Raw genomic sequence first — 26505 nt, 5'->3', positions numbered from 1 at the left:
AAACCGGTCGAACTGCAGATGGCGTGATGCCAAGTGCCTTGATCTCAAGTCGCTTGATTCCAAGTCCCTTGATTTCAGATACCTCGATTCCAATTCGCCTGCCGCCGCACGAACTACGCGGCTGCGCCGACCATCCAGTCCATGTCCGCGGCAGGGCGCCGCCGCGGAAGCGCCTCCGTAGCAGGCAGCACAGCCCTGCTGGCCAGACGCCAGCGTGCCGGTGACTCGCCGCTGATGCGCTTGAACACGGTCGAAAAATGCGCCTGGGTGCTGAAGCCGACGGCAAGCGCGATCTCCGCCAGCGGCCGCTCGGTCGTCGTGAGCAAGGTCTTCGCATGCTCGACGCGATGATTGAGCAGATATTCGCGCGGACGGTAGCCGGTCGCGGCGCGGAACTGTGCCGCGAAATGCATCCTCGAGAGGCCCGCGACATTGGCGAGTTCAGACAGACTGATGCAGCGATCAAAGTGATCGGCGATATATTGCTCGACGCGCCGTAGCCGCCATTTCGGCAAGGCATTGACTTTTGAGCGTGGCAGCTCGAGCCGGGTCAGATGCATCGCAAGGGTCTCGCCGATGCAGCGCGCGAATTGCTGGTCCGCGGTATCGCCATGCTCGGTCAGTGCCTTGGCGAGCTCGGCTGCGAGCGGGTCGCGCAGCAGGACGAGGTCGTTGAGGCCCTCGGTCGCCGGCCGCGCCGCCGAAAAATGATCGGTGGAGATGTGGAAGTGCAGGAAAGCGCAGGGCGAATGGAATTGCACGCCGAGAAGCTTCGATGGCGCACTGACGTACAGCGTGCCCGCGGGCATGGTGCCGTCGAAGATGATCTGACGGTCCCGCGTCAGCTTTACCCGAGCGGTCTTCAGCGCGATGGCGACGAAATAGCGGTCCGCCGGCGTCGTCGCTTCGTGCGACGAGATGGCCCGCGAGTCTTCCCATCGCGAAATCGTGATGTCCGCGTCCAGGCCGCGATCGATCTTGCGCCATCCGCTTTCCTGCGCGATTGCACGCATCCCGTGCGAAGCCTCGCGATCACACCGGCTGGCGGGAAATTCGATCCAGGCATGCGCTGCTTGCAAGTCATTGAACATCGCTCGTCCTCTCCTGGCCTCGTCGCCGCTTGCAGCGATCAGCCAACTCTCAGTGCTTTCCACGATCAGAGGATAGGCGTGAGCCAGGCAAGAAGCCCGTTAGTGATGATTAGGAGGTGTTAGATTTTGTGCGAGCACATGAAGTGTGACAGCCCGCCGCAGGACGTTTGATTTTGTCCAGCTTTTCAATTATTTGCGCAGATCGGTGCGGTGTGAGGACATTGCAGAACATCGCGCTGCGATCGATGTGCCGGTATGAGGCCGGCTCGGCGCCTTGCTGGACCGCGCATCGACGGCGGGTATAGTCGCCGCGCATTTGAATGAAATGGCCGTCAAGATGAGTCAGAAGTGACCGAACCCCCGGCAGGACATGGCTCGCCCGGCAATGGCGCCGGGGCGAGCCTTGATTTCGACGCAGTCTCGTTCGGACCGTTTTCGCTGCGGTCGCGGTTGCTCGAGAGGGACGGAGCGCCGGTCAAGCTCGGCAGCCGCGCGATGGACATTCTGCGTCTGCTCCTCAGCCGTGCCGGCGAAGTGGTGCCGAAGAACGAGATTCTGAGCTACGCGTGGTCCGGCCTCGCGGTCGAGGAAATCAGCCTGCGCGTCCATGTCGCGGAGCTGCGCAAGGTGCTTGGCGACGGCAAGGACGGGGCCCGCTACATCACCAACGTCCCGAGCCGCGGCTATTGCTTCGTCGCGCCCGTGCAACGTGGCGAGCGCAACGCCGCTCCGGCACTCGCGCCGCGTGCACCTGAAAGAACGGCGCCGCCTGCAGCCTTGCCACACCGGCTGGACCGGATGATCGGTCGGGACGACGTGCTGCCCGAGTTGTCGGCGCGTCTGCTGAGCGACCGCTTCGTCACGCTGCGAGGACCGGGCGGCATCGGCAAGACCACGGTTGCGACCGCGCTCGCGCATGACATGTGGCAGGCGTTCGAGGGGCACGTTCATTTCCTCGAATTCGGCCCACTGAAGGACGCCACGCTGGTCGCGAGCACGGTTGCCGCCGCTCTGGGTCTCGTCGTTCATCATGATGATCCCTCAGGCAGCATCGTCAATTTTCTGCGCGGACGGCGGCAGCTTCTCATCCTCGACAGTTGCGAGCACGTCATCGACGAGGTCGCGTGTCTGGCCGAAAACATCTATCGCGAGGCGCCGGGCATCGCCATTCTCGCCACCAGCCGCGAGTCGCTGCTGGTGGAAGGCGAGCAGATCTTCGAGCTCGTTCCGCTGGCCGGCCCGCCGCAAGGGGCGCGCCTCAGCGCCGGCGAAGTGCTGGATTATCCGGCCGCGCAGCTGTTCATCGATCGTGCCGCGGCCGCAGGCCATCGCGGCGATATCACGGACGAGGATGCCGAGGTCCTGGCCGAGATCTGCGGCAAGCTCGACGGCATCGCGCTCGCGATCGAACTCGCCGCCGTGCGCGTCGGCGTCTACGGATTGCGGGAGATGGCCGCGCTGCTCGACTCCAGGCTCAAGCTCGAATGGCGCGGACGGCGAACGGCGCCGCCACGGCAGCAGACGCTCGGCGCGACGCTCGACTGGAGCTTTGGCCTGATCGGCGAGAGCGAACGCACAGTGCTTCAGCGACTCGCCATCTTCGCCGGCCCCTTCACGCTCAAGGGGGCGATCGCAGTCGCCGCGGATGAGGGTGCCGCGGCCGATCGCGTCGTCGATGCGCTGGAGCAGCTCGTGGCCAAGTCGCTGGTGTCGGCGCAGCCCGATGGCGCATCGCGGCGCTATCGCCTGCTGGATGCCACGCGCGCCTATGCCATGCAGAAGCTGGTCGACGCGGGCGAAGCGGCGGCGATCGCGCGCCGTCACACGGCCTATGTTCAGCGCACGCTCGAAGCCGGCATGGCGGAGCAGGGCGGCGACCCGGCTTCGCGCCTGCAGGCGCGCGCGAGCCTGCTCGCAGATGCCCGTGCGGCGTTGGAATGGAGTTTTGCCAACCACGACGGTGCCGCCTTGCGCGTGCCGCTCGCCGGCAGCGCCGCAAGGCTGTTCGTCGAGCTCAACCTGCTGAACGAGGCGCGCATCTGGTCGGGCCGCGCGCTCGCGATGCTCGACGATGCCAACCAGGGCGGCAAATGGGAGCTCGAGCTGCAGTCGACGCTTGGCCACGCCTTCATGTTCACGGAGCGCAACAGCGAGCAGGCCGAGGCCGCACTCGTGCGCGGGCTGGAGATCGCGGAAGCGCTCGACGATCACGCCAATGCGTTCAGGCTGCTGTCGCGGCTGAACATGTTCTATCGCCGCACGGGCGACTACAGGCACCTCGTGCCGACCGCACTCCAGGCCGAGCGCATCGCCCGCCAGATCGGCGATACCGCGGGGATCGCAGGCAGCAAGGCGCTTCTCGGCGTGTCGTATCATCTCGCCGGCGACCAGGCCGAGGCGCAGGCCCATCTCGACGAAGGCGTGCGCGACGACGCCGCGCTGCGCGGGACGGAGCCCGGGCATTTCGCCTATTCGCGCACGCCGCAGATTCCGCTCGCGCGGGTGCTGTGGCTGCGCGGCTTTCCCGACCGCGCACTCGATTGCGTCCGCCCGCTCGTCGGCGCCGCCGCGCCGCGCGATGTGCTGATGCATTGCATCGCGCTGTGCTGGTCATCCTCGGTGTTCGGCTGGGTCGGTGACTGGGCCGCCGTCGAGACGATGACGGGACGCCTCGCGACCCATGCGAATTTGCACGGGCTCGCGCCGTACGAAGCCGTCGCGACCGGCTTTCGCGCGCAGACCATGATCGCCCGCGGCGAGCTGGCCGGCGGTGTCGATCTGCTGCGGAGCGCGCTGCTGCGCCTGCATGCGGATCGCTACGAGCTCTACGCATCCGCGTTCGCCGCGGATCTGTCGCAAGGACTGGCGGCGCTGGGACGGTTGACGGAAGGGCTGCAGGTCCTGCAGGAGACGATCGCTCGCGTCGAGCAGGGCGGCGGAGGTTTTGACATGCCCGAGCTCCTGCGCCGGCGCGGCGACCTCGAGGCGCGGACCGGTGATCTCGGTGCCGCCGAAGCGGGCTTCGCCGCATCGCTCGCGCTGGCGGAGCAGCAGGGCGCGCTGTCCTGGCGATTGCGGACGGAGATGTCGCTTGCGGCGCTTCGGCTTCGGCAGGGCGTCAAGAATCCGCTCGACGATCTCGCCGCGACCTATGCGCGGTTCTCGGAAGGATTCGAGACGGCGGATTTGAAGGCAGCGCGGCTCGTGCTGGACGAGGCATCTGCCTGACAAGGCTCAGTCGAACCGGAAATTCGCGAGATCGATCGACACCATCAGCTCATCACGCAGCGGCATCAGATCGTCGCCGCGCAGATAGATGCGCCGGCGGGTCGGGAGCTTGAATCCGTCGACGGTGACGGGATCGGACACGTACTGAGCTGCCGGAAAATTGCCGGCGATCTCGACCCGGTAATCATGCCGGCGGATGAGCATGTCGGGGCCAAAATAGAAATCCTGCTCGGCGCTGTGGCTTGCGATCACGGCCGGGAAGGTCGCCCGCAATCCGCGCCAGACCTCCGCGCCCTCGCGCCACGGCGCGATCTCCCGGACCTCGAACCCGTCCGCCGCCAGCAGGAACGGCGCAGTCATGTAAGTCCAGAGCGCATAGCCGTTGAAATAGGCGCGATGCAGCGGATCCCAATGCGTGCGCATATCGTGCCGCGCGAAGGCGGCGCGCGGATTGTTGCGCTCCGCGACGATGCGGCCGTCCGCAGCCACGATGGCGATCCGCTCCGGGCTGAAGTCGGTGCGCTGGCCGGGCTTGCCGAACGGCTCCATGGAAGCCCGCTCACGACGCAGCTCGATCCGCATCGTGCGCGGCGCCTGGTCCTGATCGACGCCCTTCAATATCCAGAGGTCGCCGCCCGTCACGATCGTGGCGGTGAGTCGCTCGTGGGCATTCCATCGATCGAGCCCGCCATGGGCCTCGATCGCATTCGCCAGCAGCGGAATCATCCGGCCGTTTCCTCTCGCATCGGTGGTGTCGCCCCAATAGAGATACCTCCGTGCGCAGACGATCGCCCGTTAAGCGTTGTTAAGTGCCGTTGGCAGGTCCGGCGCCTAGGCTTCGGCCATGACGTCCAGCACCGCGTCGGCAAAGGCCTTCGGCGCTTCTTGCGGCAGATTATGGCCGATACCGCCCTTGATGGTCCGGTGCGAATAGCGCCCGGAGAATTTCTTCGCGTATGCGGACGGCTCCGGATGCGGCGCGCCGTTGGCGTCACCCTCCAAGGTGATCGTAGGCACTGCGATCACGGGCGCCTGCGCCAATTTCGCCTCGTCGTCGGCGTATTTCGCTTCGCCTTCGGCGAGGCCCAGTCGCCAGCGATAATTGTGGATTACGATCGCCACATGGTCCGGATTGTCGAACGCCTTCGCGCTACGGTCGAAAGTGGAATCGTCGAAATGCCATTGGGGCGAAGCGAGCTGCCAGATCAGCTTCGAGAAGTCGTGGCGGTACTTGTCGTAGCCCTCGCGGCCGCGCTCGGTCGCGAAATAGAACTGGTACCACCATTGCAGCTCGGCCTTCGGCGGCAGCGGCATCTTGCCGGCCTGCTGGCTCCCGATCAGGTAGCCGCTCACCGAGACCATCGCCTTGACCCGCTCTGGCCAGAGCGCAGCGATGATGTTGGCGGTGCGCGCACCCCAGTCGAAGCCGGCAATCGTCGCCTTGTCGATTCCGAGCGCGTCCATCAGGGCGACGATGTCGGCCGCGATCGCCGCCGGCTGCCCGTTCCGCATCGTCGAGTCGGAGAGGAAACGCGTGCTGCCGTAGCCGCGCAGGTAAGGCACGATCACGCGGCGGCCGGCCGCGGCGAGCAGCGGTGCGACATCGACGAAGGCGTAGATGTCATAGGGCCAGCCATGCAGCAGGATCACGGGCGGGCCATCCGCGAGACCCGCCTCGGCATAGCCGACATTGAGGAGGCCGGCGTCGATCTGTTTCAGGGACGCGAACGCGGTGTTGGCGCCGGGCTTGACGATGGTGGCGGACTTCGCCGGCTTCGCCGTAGCCGTCGTGCTCAGCGCAAGCTGGGTCGCGGCGAGCGCCATCGCAGCCCTGCCGACGAAACGACGTCGTTCGTGGTTGATGTTGTCGGGCATGTGTGCCTCCTGTGGTCGGTGCATTGTGCAAGTCGCCGTCAGCCCTTGTGCCCGTCCAGACGCGCAAGGAAGTCGCGGATCAGCGTGGCGATCTCGTCGGTCGCCTCGTCGAGCGCGAAATGGCCGGCTTCGAGAATGTGGACCGCCGCATCCGGCACATCGTCGCGATAGGCCGACGCGCCGGCGACGGTGAAGGAGGGATCGTATTTGCCCCAGACCACCAGCGTCGGCGGCCGCGTCTTGCGCAGCCACGCCTGCCATTTCGGATAGGAGGCGACGTTGGTCCGGTAATCCAGGAACAGCGTAGTCTGGATCTCGGCCGCGCCGGGACGCGTCAGGAACGCGTATTCGTCGGTCCAGCTATCGGGGTCGTAGCGCTCGGGGTGCGGGCTGGAGCCGAGGTGCCGCTGGCGCGTCGCGGCCAAGGATGTGAAGTTGGCCTTGAGCGCCTCGAGCTCATGCGCCGGATCAGCCCAGTATTTGCGACGCGCTTCCCAGAGCGGGCTCAGTCCTTGTTCATGCGAAACGGCATTCTGGATCATGATGGCGCGAACGCGCTCGGGATGCGCCAGCGCCATGCGGAAGCCGACCGGACCGCCATAGTCCTGCATGAACAGCACGTAGTTGGTCAGGCCGAGCTTGTTCGTCAGCTCGCCCATCACGCCGGCGATGTTGTCAAAAGTGTAGGTGAAGTCGGACGGTGGCGGCGCGCTGCTGTTGCCGAAGCCGGGATAATCAGGCGCGATCAGGTGATATTTGTCGGCGAGCAGCGGCAGCAGAGGCTCCCACATCCGCGACGAGGATGGGAAACCATGGAGCAGCAGCACGGTCGGCGCGTCGGCGGACCCGGCCTCGCGGTAGAAGATATTGAGACCCCCGATATCGATCGTGTGATAGCTGATCGAGCGTCGGCTCGACCGCAGATCCTGTGCCGAGGCCTGCACGGTGGTGCAGGCGAGGGCGGCTGCGAGGGCGAGGGTGGCTGGAATATTCATGTCATCGCTCCGATGTGGGCGTGTCACGTCGAGACGTGCCGGCGCGTCATGCGCCGGCAACCGCTCTGACGGGATTGAGCGGCACGCTCCCACCTTGATCGCTGTTGTGCGCAGCAGCTTCCGATCGCCGGATCACATTCGTAAGCTCCGGCGTAAAGCTTTCGTCATCGTCCTCGATGTGTCCGGTCAGTGCCGGGGCGGTGCTCATTGATGAGCACCGCTCCGATGCGAGCCTGACTTACGCGGCCGACTTCGCCTTCTTGGCCAGGGCGGCGAGCAGCGTCTGCGCGGCCGGGCCGGAGGAGTGCGGATTCTGTCCCGTGATGAGCTGGCCCGCGCTGACGACGTGTACGCCCCAGTTCGCCGTTTTCGAGAAGACCGCGCCGAGCTTCAACATCTCGTCCTCCACGAGGAACGGCACGACATTGGTCAGGCCCACGTCATCTTCCTCGCCGTTGGTGAAGCCGGTCACTTCCTTGCCCTCGACCAAAGGCTTGCCATCGGGGGTCTTGACGTGGCGCAGCGCACCGGTCGAGTGACACACCACCGCGATGGTCTTGCCGGCGGCGAGGAAGGATTCGATCAGCTTGACCGAGTCCTTGTCTTCGGCGAGGTCCCACATCGGGCCGTGACCGCCGGGATAGAACAGCGTGTCGAAGTCTTCCTGCTTGACGCTGTCGAGGCGCACCGTCTTGTCGAGCTGGGCTTCAGCGGCAGCGTCCGCCTCGAAGCGCAGCGTCAGGTCAGTGCGGAACTCGGGCTCGTTGCTCTTGGGATCGAGTGGCGGCCGACCGCCCTTGGGCGAAGCCAGCGTGATCTCCGCGCCGGAATCCTTGAAAACGTAGTAGGGGGCGGCGAGCTCCTCGAGCCAGAACCCGGTCTTGCGTCCGGTGTTGCCGAGCTGGTCGTGGGAGGTGATAACCATAAGAATCTTCATGACGATCTCCTTGAGTGCGTTCGCTGCAATGACGCATTCCCTCGTGGTGGAGGTGCGCCGGCCTCGGTCTCGTTCGAGCACAACACTTGTTCGTTGCTCGTGAGCCCAATGTTGCACCCAAGGCCGCGTGTTAGCTCGTTATGTATTGTTAGGCGTTGAGAGCAGTGAACGGTTCCCGCTCTCGCGCGTCGCCACCGCTATTCGAACACGGCGTCGAAGATCTCGACGTCCATCAGCACGGGCCTGGCGATCACGCTTCCATCAGGCCGCAGCGTCTGCACACGCCGCAATGTCGGCACGACGATGCCGCCGAAGCTGTCATGGGCCCAGGAATAATGTGCGACCTTGTTTCCGAACAGATCGTGATCCGTCCGCCGTTGCAGGGCGTTCTCGTCGAAGTAGAAGATCTGCTCGGGCGCGAGCGTGATCAGGTTCGGCGGGAACTGCGCGCGCAGCCGCCGCCACGTGTCAGCGTTTTCGCGCCACGGCGGAAGCTCCTCCGTGACGACGTCGGGATGGGCGAGCAGAAATGGGTTGGTCAGATAATTCCAGATCGCTACGCCGCAGAAGAAGACGAGGTGCAGTTCGTCCGCGAGCCCAGGAGAGCCGGTCTCGGGAAATGCAGGGCTCGGGTTATCCCGCGTGCGCAGGACCTCACCCTCGAGGCTCTCGATCGTGATTGCGTCGGGCTGAAAGCAGCCGGAGTGTTCACCCCCGGTGATGCCGGTGAAGCGGACCGACTGGGCGCGGGTCGAGCCCTCCGCCGTCACGTCCTTGAATTCGCTGGCATGTCCGGCGCTGGAGAACAACGAGCCGCCGACGGAAAGGTGGAGCGTGAATCGGGTCAAGCTATTCCAGCGGGCCATACCGCCGCTGGCATCAATTACATCGTCAAGAAGCGCCATATCCCGCCATATCCACCGTGAAGTGCCACCACCATGGCGGGGCGGATGCGGCTTGGCGTGTTAGAAGTTGTTAGGACTTGCGAGCAGGTGCTTGGACGGTATCCTGTTGAAGATACTGTCAATTCAGCGCGCTCAGGAGCTCCCTGGCGGCCACGAGATCGCGGGTCTGGAGGCCTTCCTGGTATCGCGCGACGAGCGGGGCGAGCAGAGCGCGTGCTTCGCCCGCCTGTCCGGCCTGGCGCCAGACCCGGCCGAGGCTGATCGCCCCCCGCAGCTCCCAGCCGAGCGCGCACTGCCGGCGCGACAGATCGAGCGATTTCCGGAGGCAACTCTCGGCCTCGGCGGTGTTTCCCGACCGGACGAGGATGTCGCCCTTGACCCGGAGCATCTCCGGCATGTCGAAGGATTCGCCATGATCTGGAATCTGCGCAATGGCCTCATTGATCGTGCGCAAGGCCTCGTCCGGCTGGTTCTCCGCGACGAGGCCCTCCGCCAGCGCCGTCGCAAACACCGTCGTCATGATCCGGTGCCGCGTCGCGTACAGCGTGGCCTGGCTGCGGCGAAGATGCTCGATCCCGCCGGCGATGTCGCCGCGGCGAAGCATGAGCTCGCCCTTCTGGCCGATGCCGACGGCGTGATAGGGACCAAGGAAGTGCCGCGCCGAATGGTCGATCAGCCGCTCGATCAGGATTTCGGCATTGGCCCAGTCGCCGACCCAGAGGAACACGTAGATCGTCCAGATCAGGGAGATGCCGAGGGTGAGGGGTTGTTCGAGCAGTTCCGCCTCGCGAACGGTGTATCTCGCCGCCTCGATCGCGCGATCGGGCCGGCCGGTGAGCCAGAGCCCGCGCGCCAGCGCGACCAGCGCGACGATGCGGTCGTCATAACCGAGGTGCCCGATGTTCAGCCGCTGCGAGCCGGGATTGTGCACCATCGCGCTCTCGCAGAACTGCACGGCCTTGTCCTGATTGCCGATCAGATGGTGCGCGACGCCCAGCATCCATTCCACGTTCAGCGCGGCGGCCGGATCATTCAGCTTGCGCGCAACGCTCTCGCCCTGCTCGCCGGTGCCGAGCGCGCCGTGAAAATCCCCGACCCTGGTCAGGTAGATGTGCAATCCGCGCAGCAGCCAGAGCTGCCAGTGCAGATCCTCGAGATCCAGCGCAAGCTGAAGACTTCGTGTGAACGCCGACCGGACCGCTTCGGTATTGCCCTGCGTGAACATCACGGAGACGCCGAGCGCGGCCTGCAACGTCATCTCCTGGCGGCGGTCGATCGAATTCGTATCGAGAGAGACAAGCGCCTGCTTCGTCCAGCGATAGCACTCCGTCAGCAATGTCAGTTCGAGGAAAAACTGGGCCGCCGAAGCCGCCAGATCCACGCCGATCGTCCGGTCGGCGTTATCCGAAAAGCTCCAGGCCAGCGCGGCCCTGACATTGGGCAAATGGTCGGCATAGGGAAGGAAGCCGCCCGCGGTCTGCATGCCCGTGGATTTGAGCGCGATGTCGCGCAGGAAGTCGCGGAAATATTCGGCGTGAGCGCGCGCGACACGGGGCGCTTCGCCGTTCTCGACGAGCTTCGCGCCGGCGAAGGCGCGGGTGGTGTCGAGCAGACGATAGCGCAGCCGCCGCTCCGCAGGTGAGGTTGCGATCAGCGATTTGGAGAGCAGGTTCGAGATCGCCTCGACCGCCTCGGGCTCGCTGATGCCCTGGCTGGACGCAACGGCGAGCGCGGCCTCCATCGTGAATGGCCCGACGAACACCGACAAACCGCGCAGCGTCGCGCTTTCGGCCGCCGGCAACAGATCATAGCTCCAGGCGAGCGCCGCGCTCAGGGTCTGGTGCCGCGGGATCGCGGTACGGCGTCCCCGCCACAGCAGCGCGAAGCGGCTGTCGAGCAGCGAGGCGGTTCCGGCAATGCCATAGGCGTTCACGCGTCCGGCGGCGAGCTCGATCGCGAGCGCGATGCCGTCCAGTCGCCGGCAGATCTCGGCGACAAGCGGTGCATCCTCCTCGCTCAGTTCGAATTCGCCCAGGCTCTCGGCAATGCGTTCCACGAAGAGCTGGCTTGCGGGATAGGCAAGGATCTCGGCGATGCCGAGCCCGTCGCGCTGGGGCGGGCAGTCCAGCGGAAACAACCGGTGGACGCGTTCGCCTTCGGTGCGAAAGGATTCGCGGCTGGTGGCGAGAATGTGCAGCTCGGGCGCCTCCTGGACGATGTGCTCGGCCAAGGGCGCGAGCTCGTCGATGATGTGCTCACAGCTGTCGAAGATCAGCAGCATCCGACGGTTGCGCAGCACCGTCAGCAGGCCCGGCATCGGGTCCTCGGAATTGACGGTCAGGCCGAGCGTGGCGGCGATGGTGCTTGGAACGAGCCTGGCATCCGTCAGCGCGCCGAAATCAACGAAGTTGACCTGACCGTCGAAGGCCTGGAGTTCGCGATGCGCGACGGCGAGCGCGACGGAAGTCTTGCCAATCCCGCCGGGGCCGACAATTGTCACGAAGCGATGCTGCGCAAGCTCGGTGGAAATCCGCTCGACCGCGTCGTCTCGTCCGATCATCCTGGCAAGCGGCGGCGGGAGTATGTGAGGCGACGGGACGGCCGGGCTTGTCCGCGTCTCCGGCGATTCGGACCGGACCAGCGGGCCCGCGAAGCAATAGCCACGGCCGGGCACATTGACGACATAGCGGGAGCCTTCACCGGCATCCCCCAAGGCCTTGCGTAGCGTCGTGATGTGGAAGCGCAGGCTGCCTTCATCGACCGTCACGTCGGCCCAGACGCGCTTGATCAACTCACGCTTGTCGATGACCTCGCCGGCGCGCTCGACGAGAAAAATGAGGATGTCGAGTGCGCGGCCGCCGAGGTGAAGCGGAGCGCCGTCCTTCTCGAGCAGGCGCGACCTTGCGTACAGCCGGAATGGCCCGAAGGAAATCGCCGCATCCTGGTCGTTAGTGTCCACCACGCGCCAATGAATCCAGTGAAGGGGCTGTTGTCCGCATCCTGATCTAGCAGAACGAGGTTATGAGTAAACTGGTCGAAAGTGGCGAAATCGCGCGGCAAGTCATTCGGCCGCACCGGGATGATGCGTGACAAATTTCGCTTAAACGCGAGCGGCTTGGGAAGCGATCGGGACGACCCGTCAGCGTGCTTGACCGTCGAGAGGACGGTCTGGCCGCCAACTTGTGCCGCCGATCATAACAAAATCTTGCAACGTCTAACGAGCAAAACGCGCGCGGTGCATCCAGTATACGCTTCGAATTAGGTCCTAGATCCAACGGGGAGGCTATCATGTCCGCTATCGGCTTGGAGACGAGCGACCATTTCGTTCGTTCTCAGCACATTGCCAGCCTTGATGATCAGTCGCGTGACTGGGAACTGGTGCTGCGGGAATCCCACCATCGGATGAAGAACACGCTGACGCTGCTGGGTGCGTCAGTCCGCCGCGACTTCTCGCGGCCGGGTACCAGGGATATGTCGGGCGCGGTGGACCGGTTCGAGCAGCGCATCGTCGCGTTCGGCAGGCTCTATCAGCTTTTGTCCGACAGCGACAGTCTGACCGCCGTCTCCGTCGAGGCCTTCTTCGAAAACCTGTGCGAGGCGCTCTCCGAGGCAGTGCTGGAACCGGCCGGCATCCGCTGCGAGGCAGCGATCGAGAGCGGGGCGCTGCCGGCATCGCAGTGTCATCGGCTGGCGTTGATGCTGACGGAGCTGGTCACGAATGCCGCCAAACATGCCTTCCCGAACAGGAACGATGCGCTGATCCGGATCGAAATGGCCAACCGCGACGGCGCCTGGCTCTGCACGGTGGCTGACAACGGCATCGGCGCGACCGGTCCGCTTCAGGGCACCGGCAGCCGCATCCTTGAAGGGCTCGCACGCAGTATCGACGCGCGGTTGCAGGGCGAGGCGAACCAGGGCGGCACACGCGTGACGATCGTGATGCCCACTGCCGCTTGAAGCTCGCTTCAATTTCAACTCAGGGAGTTCGACATGGCCGGCACCGAAATCGACCGCGACGCCGCGGCGAGGTCTCCGAACACGTCTTCGACATCGCGTGGCGTTGATCTGAAGCTCGAGATCGTCGTCATCCCCGTGTCGGATGTCGACCGCGCCAAGGCGTTCTACACGCGCCTCGGCTGGCGATTGGACGCCGATTTTGCCTCAGGTGACGAATGGCGCGTGATCCAGTTCACGCCGCCGGGTTCGGCCTGTTCGGTGATCTTCGGCAAGAACGTCACACCGGCAGCGCCCGGTTCGGCGCGCGGGCTGTACCTGATCGTCTCCGATCTGGCGGCGGCGCGACAGGATCTGCTCGACCGTGGCATCGCGGTGAGCGCACCATTCCATGGTGCGGGCGACGTTCACGCCGGTCCGGACGAGCCGTATCTGTTCGGCAGCGTCCGGGTCAGCGGTGCTGACCCGAAGCGCGGCAGCTACAGCTCGTTTGCCTCGTTCAGCGATCCCGACGGTAATGGCTGGCTGTTCCAGGAGGTCACGACGCGACTGCCTGGACGCATCGCTGGTGACGGCACGACGTTTGCCTCAACGGCCGATCTGGCCGCAACCCTGCGACGTGCCGCTGTCGCGCATGGTGAGCACGAGAAGCGCATCGGCGGACACGACGAGAACTGGGCGGATTGGTACGCCGACTACATCGTCCGCGAGCAGGCCGGTCAACCGCTGCCCTCCTGAGTTGTAATGAACACATCGCCTGAATTCACAGACAGGGCGCGCGCCGATTGAACTCGTCGCGCGCCGAGTTGCTTCTGCATCGCGCGTATCGTCATCGTCGCTCGCTTTCCTGCATCCCCCGGACTCGCAACGGCTAACGCGGCCTAACAACCGATAACGAGCTAATTGCCAGGACCTGCGCCAATCTCTCCTCACGACGAACCGACGCGTCGATTTCGAATTCGGTTGGCGTCACCGACCAAAGCCAGGGAGATCCGACATGACAACGCAAGCACGAGCCGACATACTCAATCCCGACCGCCGTCAATTGCTGAGCCAGGCCGCAATGACCGCGGTTGCCGCCAGCGTGGCGAGCCTGCTGCCGCTGCGTCCGGCAAAGGCCGCTCCAAGCGGCGCCATCCGGCCGTTCCGCGTCAGCGTACCCGAGGAAGATCTGCTTGACCTCCGCCGCCGCCTCACAGCGACACGCTGGCCGGATCGCGAGATCGTCGCCGACGAATCGCAGGGCGTGCAGCTCACGACGCTTCAGCAGCTCGTGCGGTACTGGCAGAACGAATACGACTGGCGCAAGATGGAGGCGCGGCTGAACGCCTTGCCGCAATTCGTCACCGAGATCGACGGCGTCGACATCCACTTCATTCACATCCGCTCCCGCCACGAGAACGCGCTGCCGATGGTCGTCACGCATGGGTGGCCGGGCTCGATCATCGAACAGATGAAGATTGTCGGCCCGCTCACCGATCCCACCGCGCATGGCGCGAAGGCTGCGGATGCATTCGACCTGGTGATCCCCTCGCTTCCCGGCCACGGCTTCTCCGGCAAGCCGACGGAGCTCGGCTGGGATCCCCAGCGCATCGCGCGCGCCTGGATCGTGCTGATGAAGCGCCTCGGCTACAACCGCTACGTGGCGCAGGGCGGCGATTGGGGCAATGCCGTCACGGAGCAGATGGCGGTGATCGCACCGCCGGAGCTGCTCGGCATTCACACCAACATGCCCGCCACCGTTCCCGACGACATCGCCAAGGCGCTTCAGCCCGGCGGGACGCGGCCGTCAAACCTCTCGGCCGACGAGCGCATTGCCTACGACCAGCTCGACGATTTCTACAAGCACGGCCTCGGCTACGCCTTCGAGATGTCGAACCGGCCGCAGACGCTCTATGGCCTCGTCGACTCGCCGGCCGGTCTTGCATCCTGGATGCTCGATCACGACGCACGCAGTGCTGCGATGATCGCGCGGGTGTTCGACGGCAAGACCGAAGGCCTGTCGCGGGACGACGTGATCGACAACATCACGCTCTACTGGCTCACCAACACCGCGGTGTCGTCGGCGCGGCTCTACTGGGAGAACAAGCTGGTGTTCTTCGCGCCCAAGCACATCAATATCCCGGTCGCCGTCAGCGTGTTCCCTGACGAGATCTATGCCGCGCCGCGCAGCTGGGCCGAGAAGGCCTATCCGAAGCTGATGCACTACAACCGCCTCGACAAGGGCGGCCACTTCGCGGCCTGGGAGCAGCCCGCGCTGTTCTCTGTGGAAATGCGCACCGCGTTCCGCCCGCTGCGCCAGTCGATCTGAACCGAGCAGGGGACGCGCGCTGCCGTGCGTTCCATTTTCGAACATACATGTCAGGAGTGCCAACAATGAACCGCCCCGTACAGATCTTCACCACCGAGGACATTCGCCTGGAGCGCCGCCTGCCGACATACTGGCGTGTCACCTTCGACATGCCGCCGGTGAACATCTTCGGTCCAAAGCACCTTCCGCTGCTCAACGACATCATCACCGCGATTGAGACCGATCCGGACGTGAAGGTGGTCGTATTCGACAGCGCCGTCGAAGGCTTCTTCATCACGCATTACGACTTCCTGGCGCCGCTTGAGGACTCGCTTCGCGTTCCACCCGGGCCGACCGGCCTGCAGGCGCTGCCCGACATGCTGGTGCGCCTCAGCCGCGCGCCGGTCGTCTCCATTGCCTCGATCCGGGGCCGTGCGACCGGGGTCGGCAGCGAGCTCGCGCTGGCGAGCGACATGCGCTTTGCCAGCCGCGAGAAGGCGATCCTGTCGCAATGGGAGGTCGGCGCGGGACTCGTGCCCGGCGGCGGACCGATGGCCCGGTTGCCGCGGCTGATGGGCCGAGGCCGCGCGCTCGAAGTGTTGCTCGGTGCCGATGACATCCACGGCGATCTCGCCGAGCGTTACGGCTACGTGAACCGTTCGCTGCCGGATGCGGAGCTCGACGGCTTCGTCGAGGCGCTCGCCATGCGCATTGCGTCGTTCGACAAGGAGGCTATCGCCGAGACCAAGCGTCTCGTCGATGTTGCGAGCCTGCCGCCGGATGACGAGATCAAGCCGGAGTGGGACGCGTTCCTGGCCGCGCTCGGCCGTCCTGCCAGCCAGACCCGCATGAAGGCGCTGATGGCGCGCGGCTTCCACCGCGCCGGCGACGTCGAGAACCGGCTGGGCTTCCATGTGGGTCAAATCAGCGGCTAACGGAACCGCTGTGGCGTTCGGCCGGTTGGAGGAGTGACAGGCGGTCGTGCCAATGTCGCTTTCCTCCGCTACCGAGCGCCGGTGCCAAAGACCAACTTAAAAACCAACAAGGAGAATTGAGATGATCCGCAAGGCAACAGCAGTCTGGAAGGGCACCGGTCGCGACGGCACCGGCCATCTGTCGAGCGAATCCGGCGTGCTCGCCGGGACACCCTATTCGTTCAAGACCCGCTTCGAGAACGAGAAGGGCACCAATCCCGAGGAGTTGATCGCCGCGGCCCATGCCGGTTGCTTTACCATGGCACTGGCCTTCGGCCTTCAGCTCGCCGGCTTCACGCCGGACGAGCTGTCGACGGAAGCCGCCATCACGCTCGAGCCGGAAGGCAAAGGCTTCAAGATCAGCAAGTCGGCACTGACGCTTCGCGCCAAGGTGCCGAACCTTGACGACGCAGGTTTCGCCAAGATCGCCGGCGAGGCCGAGAAGAACTGTCCGGTGTCGAAGGTGCTCAACGCCGCGATCACGCTCGACGCCAAATTGACCTGATCCAACACAGGGAGCGGTGCCATGCCTCGCCAAGATCTCTCTCGCCAAGATCCGCCTCGTCAAGATCTGCCTCGCCAGCATCAGCCGGATGAAGACAGGTTCCGGGCGATTTTGCCCGAGGACATCGCTTGGCAACCGTTCCCTGCGTTCCCGCCGGGCGCGCGGCTGGCGGTGATGGTCGGCCATCCCAATGAACCCGGACCTTACGTGGTCCGGGTGAAGGTGCCCGGGGGCACGAAGCTGATGCCGCACAAGCATCCGGAAGATCGCATCTACACGGTCATGTCGGGTGTGTTCTACATCGGCCTCGGCGAGCGTTTTGATGGCGACCAGGTGAAAGCCTATCCGCCGGGCAGCGTCATCGTGCTGCCCGGCGAGACCTGGCATTTTCACTGGGCGAAGTCCGGCGAATACGTCACACAGGTCTCCGCCATCGGGCCGCTGGGCCTCGAATATCACGATGACCATGATGACCCGCGCTTGCATCCGGCAGCGGACAAGCGCTGACTATCTCGACGAAACCAATGGAGCATCAGATGACGACAGAGCGTGCAGTTTTGGCCGGAGGCTGCTTCTGGGGCATGCAGGATCTGATCCGCAGGCAACCGGGGGTGATCTCCACCCGTGTCGGTTACACTGGCGGGCATGTGAAGAACGCCACCTATCGCAATCACGAGGGCCACGCCGAGGGGATCGAGATCATCTTCAATCCCGCGAAGACGAGCTTCCGGACCATGCTGGAGTTTTTCTTCCAGATCCACGATCCCACCACGCTCAACCGCCAGGGCAATGATCTGGGCACGAGCTACCGCTCGGCAATCCTCTATACGAGTGACGAGCAGAAGAGAGTCGCCGAAGACACCATCGCCGATGTCGAGGCGTCAGGCCTCTGGCCCGGCAAAGTGGTGACCGAGGTCGCGCCCGCAGCGGAGTTCTGGGAAGCCGAGCCCGAGCATCAGGATTATCTCGAGCGCTATCCCGATGGCTACACCTGCCACTTCATCCGGCCCGACTGGAAGCTGCCAAGGCGCGCGGCCGCCGTGGGAGGCTAAGCGGATTGTCGCGTAAGGGCGCCGAGGGCCTTTGACGAGGAGTGCAAATGTGCGAACTCCCCTCATCGTACGATCACGAGAATTCCTCGGGGCTCAATGCGCCTCCGACCGGCGTCGGCAGATCACTGTCACCGCCTTGCGGGCGACCTCCCTCAGATCGGCGCGGCGTGCGCCGGCGCGGGCGCGGATGGCGATCGTCTGCATCGTGGCGGCGGCAAGGATCGCGAGTGCAGCCGGATCGGCCTCGCGATCCAGCTCGCCCTTGTCCTGCGCCAGGCGGAAGCGGGCCTCGAAATCGGCATCGATCGCGCGTAGTCCCGTCGCAACGCTGCTCCGGATCGCCGCATCCTCGGCGACTTCGGTCACCGCGGTACCGACCACGAAGCAGCCACGCGCTGATCCCTTGCCGGAAAAGTAGATCGACAGCGCCGCGTCATAGGCCAGCATCAGCGCTTCGTCCAAGGGATGGTCCCCTGCGAGAGCCTCGCGCGTTGCGGCGAGGCTGATCTCCCAATAGCGCGCCAACGCCTCGAGATAGAGCGCGTGCTTGTTGCCGAACACCGCGTAGAGGCTCGGTGGGCTCATGCCGGTCGCGGCCGCGACCTTGTCCAGGGACGTGCCGGAATAGCCCGTCCTCCAGAACGTTTCTGTCGCCCGCTTGAGGGCCGTCTCAGTGTCGTAGGCGGGTGGCCGTCCCCGGCGCGCCGGGCCCGTCTCGCTCTTTTTCCGTGCCATGTCGTTCGAACCTGGTTGCCATGTTCCACACGTATATTTGTATGGATCGTTATAAAAATCAATGGCCGCGCGGCTTGATCGCTGCATCGGGGTACAATATTTGTAACGAACGTTAGTAAATGAGATAGGGACGAGGACGATGGGTTTGAACTTTGCGCCAATCGCCGGCTGGCTGGGCGATCGCAGCTTCCGCGGGAGCGAGGCCGCCGCGCTGTGGTTCGGAGCGGATCTTGCCAGGCGGCTGCGCCGGCCCCTGATGCTCGTGGTGCCCGCCGCGGCTGCCGTGTTCGGCGCCTTCATGTATCTGGCGCAGGAACAATTTGTCTCGACCGACGATGCGTTCGTGCGCGCCGCGAAAGTCACCATCAACGCGCGGGTGTCCGGCCAGGCGGTCGAGATCGCCGTGCGCGACAACGAGCGCGTCCGGCAGGGCCAGGTGCTGTTTCGAATTGACCCGGAGCCCTACCAGATCGCCGTCGATCAAGCCGAAGCCCGGCTCGGCAGCGCGCGGCTCCAGATCGACTCCCTCAAGGCGACCTACCGCCAACAGCAGGCGGAGCTGCAATCGGCGAAGGACTCGGCCTCTTTCGACGAGCGCGAGTTCGACCGCAAGAGGATGCTGGTCGCCTCCGACTTCACGCCGCGCGCGGTCTACGAGCGGGCCGAGACCGATCTCAAGGTCGCGCGCCATCGGGTGGCATCGATCGAACAGCAGATCGCCAATACGGTCGTCGCGCTCAACGGTGACCCCGACATCGATGTCGACCGCCACCCGACGGTCCGCGCGGCCAGGGCGCAGCTCGATCGCGCGCGGCTCGACCTCTCCTACGCCACGGTGAAGGCGCCCGACGACGGTATCGTGACCAAGGTCGACGATCTGCAGATCGGCGGTTTCGTCAACGCGGGCGCGCCCACGTTCTCACTGATGTCGAGCCGGGACGTCTGGATCGAGGCGAATTTTCGTGAGACGGGCCTGACCCACATGCGGCCGGGCCAGGAGGCGAGGATCGACGTCGACGCCTATCCGGATGGAAAATTCAAGGCGCATATCGTCAGCATGAGTCCCGGCACCGGGTCGGACTTCTCGATCCTGCCGCCGGAGAATGCGACCGGGAATTGGGTCAAGGTCGTGCAGCGGCTGCCGGTGCGCCTCGAGCTCGACGATTCCGATCCGACCCGGCCGCTGTTCTCCGGCATCAGCGTGACGGCGCGGGTCGACACCGGCCATCGTCGCAACTGGCTGCATCTGCTCCAGCCTGCGCTTGCGACGGAGGTCAAATGAGTACGACCCTCCCATCGACCGCGACCGGCGGTCATCATGCAATCTCGGCGGCCGCCCTGATGGCGACCTACATGCAGGCCGTCAACATTTCGATCCCGAACGCCGCGCTGCCGCACATCCAGGCCACGCTCTCGATGGCCAATGACGAGGTCGGCTGGGTGTTCTCCTCGTATATCGCTGCAAGCGCCGTGACCATGTCGATCACCCAATGGCTCGCGGGACGCTATGGCCGCAAGGCGGTCTATCAAGCAGCCCTTGCCGTCTTCACGCTTGGTCTTGTCCTCGACACGCTGGCGACGACGTCGATCCAGTTCGTGCTGGCGCGGATTCTTCAGGGCGCGGCCAGCGGACCACTTGCGCCGCTCTCATTGGCGATTCTGCTAGAGGCGACGCCGGCGGCGCGACAAGCGCGCATGGGCCTGGCATTGACGGTCTGCTCGCTGCTCGGCATCAGCACCGGCCCCGCTCTTGGTGGCTGGCTCAGCGAATATTACGGCTGGCCGTCGATCTTCTATGTCAGCCTGCCCATGACGGCCTTCATCGCCTTGACGATGGCGCTGTTGCTGGGCGAGAAGCGGGCAGAGCGGAGCCAGCCCTTCGACGTCTTCGGCCTGACGACCTTCTCCGCCGGCATGATCGGGCTGCAGATGCTGCTGGATCGCGGCGAGCGCCTCGAATGGTTCGCCTCGACGGAGATCTGGGTTGAAGCGATCGCCTCGGTCCTGGGATTCTATCTCTTCATCGTGCACGTTCTGACGAAGAAGGAACATTTTCTCCGCACGGCGCTGTTCAGGGATCGCAATCTCGTCCTCTCGACGGTGATCTCCTTTGCGCTCGGCTTCGTCCTGCTGCCGACATTGGCATTGACGTCCCCGATGCTGGAGGAGTTGCTCAACTACCCTGTCGATACCACCGGCTACATGAGTATGCCACGCGGCGTGGCGCTGGTGGGAGCGCTCGTGCTGACGAGCCTGGTTCCGGGACAGGTCGACTACCGGCCGTTCCTCATGGGTGGAATGGCGCTGGTGGTCTATGCCAACTGGCTGATGCTCGGCTATTCGCCGGCGATGGATTGGCGGCCGGTCGTCGAAGCAGGTTTCCTCCAGGGCGCAGGTCTCGGCATGTTGTTGCCGGCGCTGGTGAGGGCCGCGTTCGGAACGCTCGATCCGAAGCTTCGCCCTGAAGGCAGTGCGCTGATCAACCTGTCGCGCCTTTACGGCAGCACCATCGGCATCGCGGTGGTCCAGCTGTTCTTCTATGCCAACACTCAGGCCGTGCATATCGCGCTCGCCAAGCATCTCACGCCTTATCGTGTCGCGGCGAATGTCACGGGCCCGATCGGGAAGCCAGGCCTTGCCGCCCTCAACGGCATGGTCACGCGCCAGGCGGCCACGGTCGCGGTCATCGATCAGTTCGAGATCCTGATGTTCGCCATGCTCGTCGTGATCCCGCTGGTGTTCTTTCTTCGTAGGCCGCGTCCCGTCGGCTAACGCCGGAGAGTCGTGAAAAAGTGTCCGCAACCTCGATCGCTTGGTCCGCATCGCGCGGCCAGCAGTCAACAAGGAGTATCACCATGACGACCTCCGATTCACTTCGTTACACGAGAATTCCCACGCATGAGGCCGTGACGATTCCCGCAGTCGGATTTGGCACGCTCATTCCCGATCCGCACGTGACCCGGCAGGCCACCAGGGCTGCATTGGAGGCCGGATTTCGACATCTCGATTGTGCCGAGCGCTATCGCAACGAAGCGGCCGTCGGCGAGGCGATGCAGGATGCGTTCAAGGCGGGCACGCTTCGGCGCCAGGACCTGTTCGTTACGACGAAGCTATGGAACACCAATCATCGGCCGGAGCGGGTCAGGCCTGCCTTCGACGCCAGTCGCAGACGGCTGCAACTCGACGAGATCGATTGCTACATCATCCATACCCCCTTCGCCTTTCAACCCGGTGACGAGCAGGACCCGAGGGACGCGAGTGGCCATGTGATCTATGATTCAGGCGTGACGTTGGCGGAGACATGGGGGGCGCTAGAGCGCCTCGTCGACGAGGGGCACTGCAAGTCGATCGGGCTGTCGGACATCACCTTGGCGAAGCTGCGCGAGATCGTCGAGGTCGCGCGGATCAGGCCTGCCATGGTGCAGGTCGAATCGCATCCGTACCTGCCCGAATGGGACCTGCTCGACTTCTGTCGGGAGCATGGAATTGTGCTGCAGGCGTTTGCCGCGCTGGGACACGCCATGAAGCCGAACCTCCTCGCTGACCCCGTGATCACCGCCATCGCGGAACGCCTGCACAAGACGTCGGCTCAAGTCGCCCTGGCCTGGGCCGTCCAGCGCGGCACGGCTTTCCTGACGACCTCAACCAATCCTCGGCGGATCGAGGAAAACTTCGATATTTCGACGCTGCCTGAAGACGCCATGCGGGAGATGCGGGACCACATCACGACGAATGTCCGCTTCAACACAGTGGTCGAGACCGGCGTGCCCGGATTCATTCCGCGGGCAGGATGAGCGAGCGGTGTGGTACGAAGGCCGAAGGCCTTCGGCCGGCCTCGTCAAGTCCGGAGTTGCGCGATCAAATCGCGCGCGCTGCGGATATCGGCGATGCCGGCGCCCTCGCTGAACGGCCCGCATGCACGTTCGAGAATTACCAGGGCTTCTGCATTCTGGCCGGCTCCGATCATGAACCGCGCGAGGCTGATCGCCCCGCGCAGCTCCCAGAATCGCGCGCCCTGCTGGTTGGCAATGTCCATGGCCTCGCGAAAGCGCGCCTCGGCGCCCCCCGCATGCCGCGGGCTGTTGAGCAACAATTCGCCCTTGATGCGGATCAGTTCCGGCAGATACCACAGCTCCTGCCGGTCGTTGCAGCGGGTCAGGACGTCCTCGATCACGTCGAGGCCACGGTCGACCTGGTGGGCCTCGCCGGAGCACGCGGCGAGTTCGCCGAGCAGCGGAAGAAAGCGCGGCAGGAAACGCGCATCGCCGGCGCGATTGAGCTCTTCGCGCAGCAGCGGCAGGCCGGTTGCGACGTCGCCACGCCTTACGATGACCGCCGCGTTGAAGGCCCGTGCCCACAGGCCCCACAGCCGGATGGCGTGGCGCTCGGTGTGTTCGAGCAGCTCGCTGCCGTGGCGCTCCGCGGCCTCGAAATCGCCGGACCAGAAGGCGATCGGGCAGGCGGCTTGCCCCAGCACGCTACAGAAAGTCAGCGCGTGGCCGTTGGCACGACCTTCCTCGATGTTTCGGGTGGCGAGCGCCTGAGCCTGATCGGCGAGGCCCTGAAGCCACAGGATGCGGGCCCGGAAATATTGCGTCGATATCCTGAGGTCGAGCGGGAAGATCTTCGGCTTCTCCGCCAGCACATGCAGCGACGCGTTCACGCGGTCGATGCGCAGCCGTGCGTCGTTCTGATCGCCGAGATAATGCAGCGCCACCGCCATCAGCCGGTCGCCCAGCATGAGATCGGTCCTGTCCGGCGAGTTCGCCGCTGCATTCGCAAACCGGTCGGCGAGCGCACGGGCCTTGCCGAACTGTCCGTTGTTGAACTGGTCGATGCACAAGCCCCAGAGCGCGCGCAGCCGGAAGTCCTTGTCGTCGAGCCTGTCAGCCAGCTCCAGGGTCGTCTCGAGGATCGGACGCGCCTCGCGGGCGCGGCCCTCGCCATACATCAGCGACCAGCCGAGCGCCGACAGGAGTTGCATGCGAATGCGATCGTCGCCGCCGCTGTCGCCGAGCGCGGTGAGCGCCGTCTTGGCGCGCTCGCGGCATTCGGCGAACAGGGACAGGCGGACCCACAGCGTGACGGCAGCCGCCGTCAGCGCGATCCCGAGTGCGGCGTCACCGTCGGGCCCGAAGGCCCAGTTCAATGCGGCGCGCACATTGTCTAGCTCCGCGCCATAGATGCTCAGCCATTCCGGCAGCGGCGTCGATGTATCGGCCTCCGCGCGCTCGAAGAAGTCGCGAAAATGCTCTGCATGACGGCGCGCGAACTGACCGGTCTCGCCGAGCTCGTTCAGCTTTCCATGCGCATAGGTGCGTGTGGTGTCGAGCAGGCGATAGCGCAACGTTCGCGAGCCGGATGGCGAGATCAGCGATTTGGTGACGAGGCTGTCGATCGCCTCCAGCGTTTCGGACGCGCCGAGGCCGTCGCCGGCGGCTACCGCGGCAGCCGCCTCCGGCGCGAAGGGCCCGGCAAAGACCGACAGGCGTCGCAGCGTGGCACTCTCGGCGGGAGGTAGCAGATCGTAGCTCCAGTCGAGCGCCGCGGCGAGCGTCTGATGTCGTGGTACGGCGGTGCGCCGACCCCGCCACTGCAACGAGAAGCGGCTGTCGAGCAGCGACGCCGTGCCGGCAATACCGTACGCATTGACACGGCCGGCCGCGAGCTCGATCGCGAGCGCAATGCCGTCGAGGCGCCGGCAAATGCTCGCGACGAGCGGCGCTTCTTCCGCACTGAGCTGGAACGGACCCGAGCTCTGCGCAATGCGCTCGACGAAGAGCTGGGCCGCGGGGTAAGCGAGGACCTCGGCGACACCCAGGTCCTCGCGCTCCGGCGGGCAATCCAGCGGGAACAGGCGGAAAATCCGTTCGCCGTCGCTCCGGAACGACTCGCGGCTGGTTGCGAGAACGCGAAGCTGCGGTGTGTCGCGAACGATGCGCTCGACGAGCGGCGCCAACGCATCCAGCACATGCTCGCAGCTGTCGAAGATCAGCAAGGCTGGGCCGGTCTTCAGAAATGTCAGCAGGGCCGGCGTCGGATCCTCCGCGCTGATGGTCAGTCCCAGTGCGGAGGCGATGGTGGTCGCGATATGGCTGGCGTCCCTCAGCGGACCGAAGTCGACGAAGAATACGCGCCCGCCGAAATCCGCCGATCTGCGATGCCCGACGGTGACGGCGACGGCGGTCTTGCCGATGCCGCCGGGGCCGACCACCGTCATGAAGCGATGCAGCGAAAGCCCGTTCGATATCTTCTCGACGATCTCCTCCCGTCCGACCATTTTCGAGAGCGGCGAGGGAAGGGAACGGGGAGGTGCGATGTTCACGGCGGGCTGAGCGGCCGGCGGGGCCGCGTGAGCGAGCGAGGCGACAAAGCAGTAGCCGCGGCCGGGCACATTGACGACATAACGGGCCGACTTGCCGGTATCGCCCAGCGCCTTGCGCAGTGCCGCGACGTGGAAGCGCAGGCTGCCCTCGTCGACATTGACGTCGGCCCAGATGCGCTTGACCAGCTCTCTCTTGTCGATGACTTCGCCGGGGCGCTCGGCGAGGAAGATCAGAATATCGAGCGCGCGGCCGCCGACGTGAAGCGGCGAGCCCTCCTTCTCCAAGAGCCGCGACTTCGGAAATAGTCGAAATGGCCCAAAGGAAATGGCCGAGTCTTCGGTACGATCTGGCACGCGCCATTGCCCCCGCAACGGGAGTCAAAATGTATTACTTTTTGGTCTATCAGAACGAGGCGTACAGTAAACTGGCCGAAAGCAGTGGGCAGAGCTGGTAGCCCTGCGCGCATGGCTTCGATCGGTCGGTCCGCCGAAATAACCCTTAAGAAGTAAAGGGTTATGGTGACATGACAGGGCGATGACACCGGTGCCCTCACCCGGATGGCGCATTGACGGCGGTAGCAGATTGCTGAGACTGGATGGTTCGGGAGCCGGTCCCGCCTCGACATCGACTTCCGGAATTCGAACATGGCTTCCTTCTCGCGGCGACGATTCGTCCATGCGCTATCGGGCGCAGCGGCGCTGGCGGCGATCCCGCGCAGCGGACAAGCCGCTGATTATCCGTCTCGTCCCATTCGCCTGGTGCTTCCGTACGGAGCCGGCGGAGCGGGGGACCAGATCGGGCGTCCCTGGGTGGACAAGATGTCGTCGCTGCTTGGGCCGACCTTCGTGGAGTATATCGGCGGTGCGGGCGGCGCGATCGGGGCTGCGACGGTCGCGCGCGAGGAGCCCGACGGCTATTCGCTGCTGCTCGGCAATGGTAGCACCCAGGTCATCATTCCCCTGACCTCGAAAAATCCCGGCTATTCCGTCGACGATTTTCGCGCCATCTATCGCTTGATCAGCAGTGCACTGGTTTTCGCGGTCCATCCGTCGGTGCCTGCCACGGATCTGCGTGAGCTGATCGCCTACGCGAAGGCCAATCCGGGAAAGCTGTCCTACGGGACACCCGGCATCGGCACCGGCAATCATCTGGTTGGCGAATCCTTCAAGCAGCAGGCCGGCGGGCTGGATATCGTCCACGTTCCGTATCGGGGCATCTCGCAGGCAACCAACGACCTCGTCAGCGGTCAGATCTCGCTGATCATTGCCGTCATGTCCGTTCAATTGCAGCAACTGGCTCAAACCGGGAAAGTGAGGCTGCTGGCGGTCACCACCGAAACGCGGCTGAGCGGGGCGCCGGAGATTCCGACCGCCGTTGAATCCGGCATGCCCGACATCCGCTACGGGGGATGGTTCGGCCTGTTCGCGCCCAAGGACACGGACGATGCGGTCATCGACAAGATCGCGCAAGCGACACGTCTCGCCATGGCCGATCCGGCGCTTCAGGCAAGCTACCGCGCGCAGGGCATGGAGCCGGACGGCGATTCGAGCCCGGACAAATTCCAGCGTATTGTCGATGCGACGACGGCAAGCCTGGCGCCCGTGATCAAGTCGATCGGGCTGAGCAATTTGTGAGGCC

Annotated in this window: 22 protein-coding genes; 12 read left to right on the top strand and 10 right to left on the bottom strand. The window is 64.9% G+C overall.

What is annotated here, in order from left to right; all coding sequences use genetic code 11:
- Window positions 1–113: 113 nt before the first annotated feature.
- Complete coding sequence (locus AB7245_RS32830; RefSeq protein WP_063981869.1) at window positions 114–1091, bottom strand: AraC family transcriptional regulator; 978 nt, start codon at window positions 1089–1091, stop codon at window positions 114–116.
- A 348-nt stretch (window positions 1092–1439) separates the two neighbouring features.
- Between AB7245_RS32830 and AB7245_RS32825 the strand changes: the two genes are divergently transcribed.
- Window positions 1440–4319, top strand: a complete 2880-nt coding sequence (locus AB7245_RS32825; RefSeq protein WP_166100626.1) for an ATP-binding protein — start codon at window positions 1440–1442, stop codon at window positions 4317–4319.
- Window positions 4320–4325: 6 nt separating this feature from the next.
- Here the strand turns inward: AB7245_RS32825 and AB7245_RS32820 are convergent, their stop codons facing one another.
- From AB7245_RS32820 to AB7245_RS32790, 7 genes are all read right to left on the bottom strand, one after another.
- Entirely contained in the window at window positions 4326–5045 is a 720-nt protein-coding gene (locus tag AB7245_RS32820; protein WP_063981871.1) for a hypothetical protein, read from the bottom strand.
- 105 nt (window positions 5046–5150) lie between these two features.
- The gene (locus tag AB7245_RS32815) at window positions 5151–6194 is read right to left on the bottom strand and encodes an alpha/beta fold hydrolase (RefSeq protein WP_063981872.1); all 1044 of its coding nucleotides are present in this window, start codon (window positions 6192–6194) and stop codon (window positions 5151–5153) included.
- Between the two features lie 38 nt (window positions 6195–6232).
- Window positions 6233–7189 carry an alpha/beta fold hydrolase gene (locus AB7245_RS32810; RefSeq protein WP_063981873.1) on the bottom strand — a complete coding sequence of 319 codons (957 nt, stop codon included), beginning with the start codon at window positions 7187–7189 and terminating at the stop codon, window positions 6233–6235.
- A 46-nt stretch (window positions 7190–7235) separates the two neighbouring features.
- Window positions 7236–7397 carry a hypothetical protein gene (locus tag AB7245_RS32805; RefSeq protein ID WP_206779638.1) on the bottom strand — a complete coding sequence of 54 codons (162 nt, stop codon included), beginning with the start codon at window positions 7395–7397 and terminating at the stop codon, window positions 7236–7238.
- A gap of 30 nt (window positions 7398–7427) precedes the next feature.
- Entirely contained in the window at window positions 7428–8126 is a 699-nt protein-coding gene (locus AB7245_RS32800) for a type 1 glutamine amidotransferase domain-containing protein (protein WP_063981874.1), read from the bottom strand.
- Between the two features lie 197 nt (window positions 8127–8323).
- Window positions 8324–9031: a hypothetical protein gene (locus AB7245_RS32795; RefSeq protein WP_439035402.1), complete on the bottom strand. Its 708-nt coding sequence runs from the start codon at window positions 9029–9031 to the stop codon at window positions 8324–8326.
- A gap of 118 nt (window positions 9032–9149) precedes the next feature.
- Window positions 9150–11993 carry an ATP-binding protein gene (locus tag AB7245_RS32790; protein WP_354102850.1) on the bottom strand — a complete coding sequence of 948 codons (2844 nt, stop codon included), beginning with the start codon at window positions 11991–11993 and terminating at the stop codon, window positions 9150–9152.
- Window positions 11994–12319: 326 nt separating this feature from the next.
- On the opposite strand from AB7245_RS32790, the gene AB7245_RS32785 reads away from it, so the two are divergent.
- From AB7245_RS32785 to msrA, 7 genes are all read left to right on the top strand, one after another.
- The gene (locus AB7245_RS32785) at window positions 12320–12988 is read left to right on the top strand and encodes a sensor histidine kinase (protein ID WP_063981877.1); all 669 of its coding nucleotides are present in this window, start codon (window positions 12320–12322) and stop codon (window positions 12986–12988) included.
- Between the two features lie 33 nt (window positions 12989–13021).
- Window positions 13022–13723, top strand: a complete 702-nt coding sequence (locus AB7245_RS32780) for a VOC family protein (RefSeq protein ID WP_063981878.1) — start codon at window positions 13022–13024, stop codon at window positions 13721–13723.
- A 259-nt stretch (window positions 13724–13982) separates the two neighbouring features.
- Window positions 13983–15296 (top strand): epoxide hydrolase family protein, encoded by a 1314-nt coding sequence (locus tag AB7245_RS32775; RefSeq protein ID WP_063981879.1) that lies wholly within the window; start codon window positions 13983–13985, stop codon window positions 15294–15296.
- 65 nt (window positions 15297–15361) lie between these two features.
- Complete coding sequence (locus tag AB7245_RS32770) at window positions 15362–16210, top strand: enoyl-CoA hydratase/isomerase family protein (RefSeq protein WP_063981880.1); 849 nt, start codon at window positions 15362–15364, stop codon at window positions 16208–16210.
- 121 nt (window positions 16211–16331) lie between these two features.
- Window positions 16332–16754, top strand: coding sequence for an OsmC family protein (locus AB7245_RS32765; protein ID WP_014493564.1), 423 nt, complete (start codon window positions 16332–16334; stop codon window positions 16752–16754).
- A 21-nt stretch (window positions 16755–16775) separates the two neighbouring features.
- Window positions 16776–17261 (top strand): cupin domain-containing protein, encoded by a 486-nt coding sequence (locus tag AB7245_RS32760; RefSeq protein WP_224580839.1) that lies wholly within the window; start codon window positions 16776–16778, stop codon window positions 17259–17261.
- Window positions 17262–17290: 29 nt separating this feature from the next.
- Window positions 17291–17806 (top strand): peptide-methionine (S)-S-oxide reductase MsrA, encoded by a 516-nt coding sequence (gene msrA, locus AB7245_RS32755; protein WP_063986191.1) that lies wholly within the window; start codon window positions 17291–17293, stop codon window positions 17804–17806.
- A 93-nt stretch (window positions 17807–17899) separates the two neighbouring features.
- Here msrA and AB7245_RS32750 read toward each other — a convergent pair whose 3' ends face one another.
- Entirely contained in the window at window positions 17900–18541 is a 642-nt protein-coding gene (locus tag AB7245_RS32750) for a TetR/AcrR family transcriptional regulator (protein WP_063981882.1), read from the bottom strand.
- A gap of 139 nt (window positions 18542–18680) precedes the next feature.
- Here AB7245_RS32750 and AB7245_RS32745 point away from each other — a divergent pair, with 139 nt between their 5' ends.
- The 3 genes from AB7245_RS32745 to AB7245_RS32735 all read left to right on the top strand — a co-directional run bounded on the left by AB7245_RS32745 (window position 18681) and on the right by AB7245_RS32735 (window position 22335).
- Complete coding sequence (locus AB7245_RS32745; protein WP_135216462.1) at window positions 18681–19823, top strand: HlyD family secretion protein; 1143 nt, start codon at window positions 18681–18683, stop codon at window positions 19821–19823.
- A complete protein-coding gene (locus AB7245_RS32740) occupies window positions 19820–21313 on the top strand; it encodes an MDR family MFS transporter (protein ID WP_135216461.1) in 1494 nt (497 codons plus the stop codon). Before AB7245_RS32745 ends, AB7245_RS32740 begins: the two co-directional genes overlap by 4 nt.
- Before the next feature lie 83 nt (window positions 21314–21396).
- The gene (locus tag AB7245_RS32735) at window positions 21397–22335 is read left to right on the top strand and encodes an aldo/keto reductase (RefSeq protein WP_231142786.1); all 939 of its coding nucleotides are present in this window, start codon (window positions 21397–21399) and stop codon (window positions 22333–22335) included.
- Between the two features lie 44 nt (window positions 22336–22379).
- On the opposite strand, the gene AB7245_RS32730 is transcribed toward AB7245_RS32735, so the two are convergent.
- Complete coding sequence (locus AB7245_RS32730; protein WP_063981884.1) at window positions 22380–25220, bottom strand: ATP-binding protein; 2841 nt, start codon at window positions 25218–25220, stop codon at window positions 22380–22382.
- Between the two features lie 291 nt (window positions 25221–25511).
- Here AB7245_RS32730 and AB7245_RS32725 point away from each other — a divergent pair, with 291 nt between their 5' ends.
- A complete protein-coding gene (locus AB7245_RS32725; RefSeq protein ID WP_063981885.1) occupies window positions 25512–26501 on the top strand; it encodes a Bug family tripartite tricarboxylate transporter substrate binding protein in 990 nt (329 codons plus the stop codon).
- The last annotated feature ends 4 nt before the right edge of the window (window positions 26502–26505 follow it).

Source organism: Bradyrhizobium sp. 604_D8_N2_3 (genome assembly GCF_051810765.1).
GTDB lineage: Bacteria > Pseudomonadota > Alphaproteobacteria > Rhizobiales > Xanthobacteraceae > Bradyrhizobium > Bradyrhizobium barranii.
Note: the sequence above shows the minus strand (reverse complement) of the source record. Positions and strands in the feature narration are given on the sequence as shown.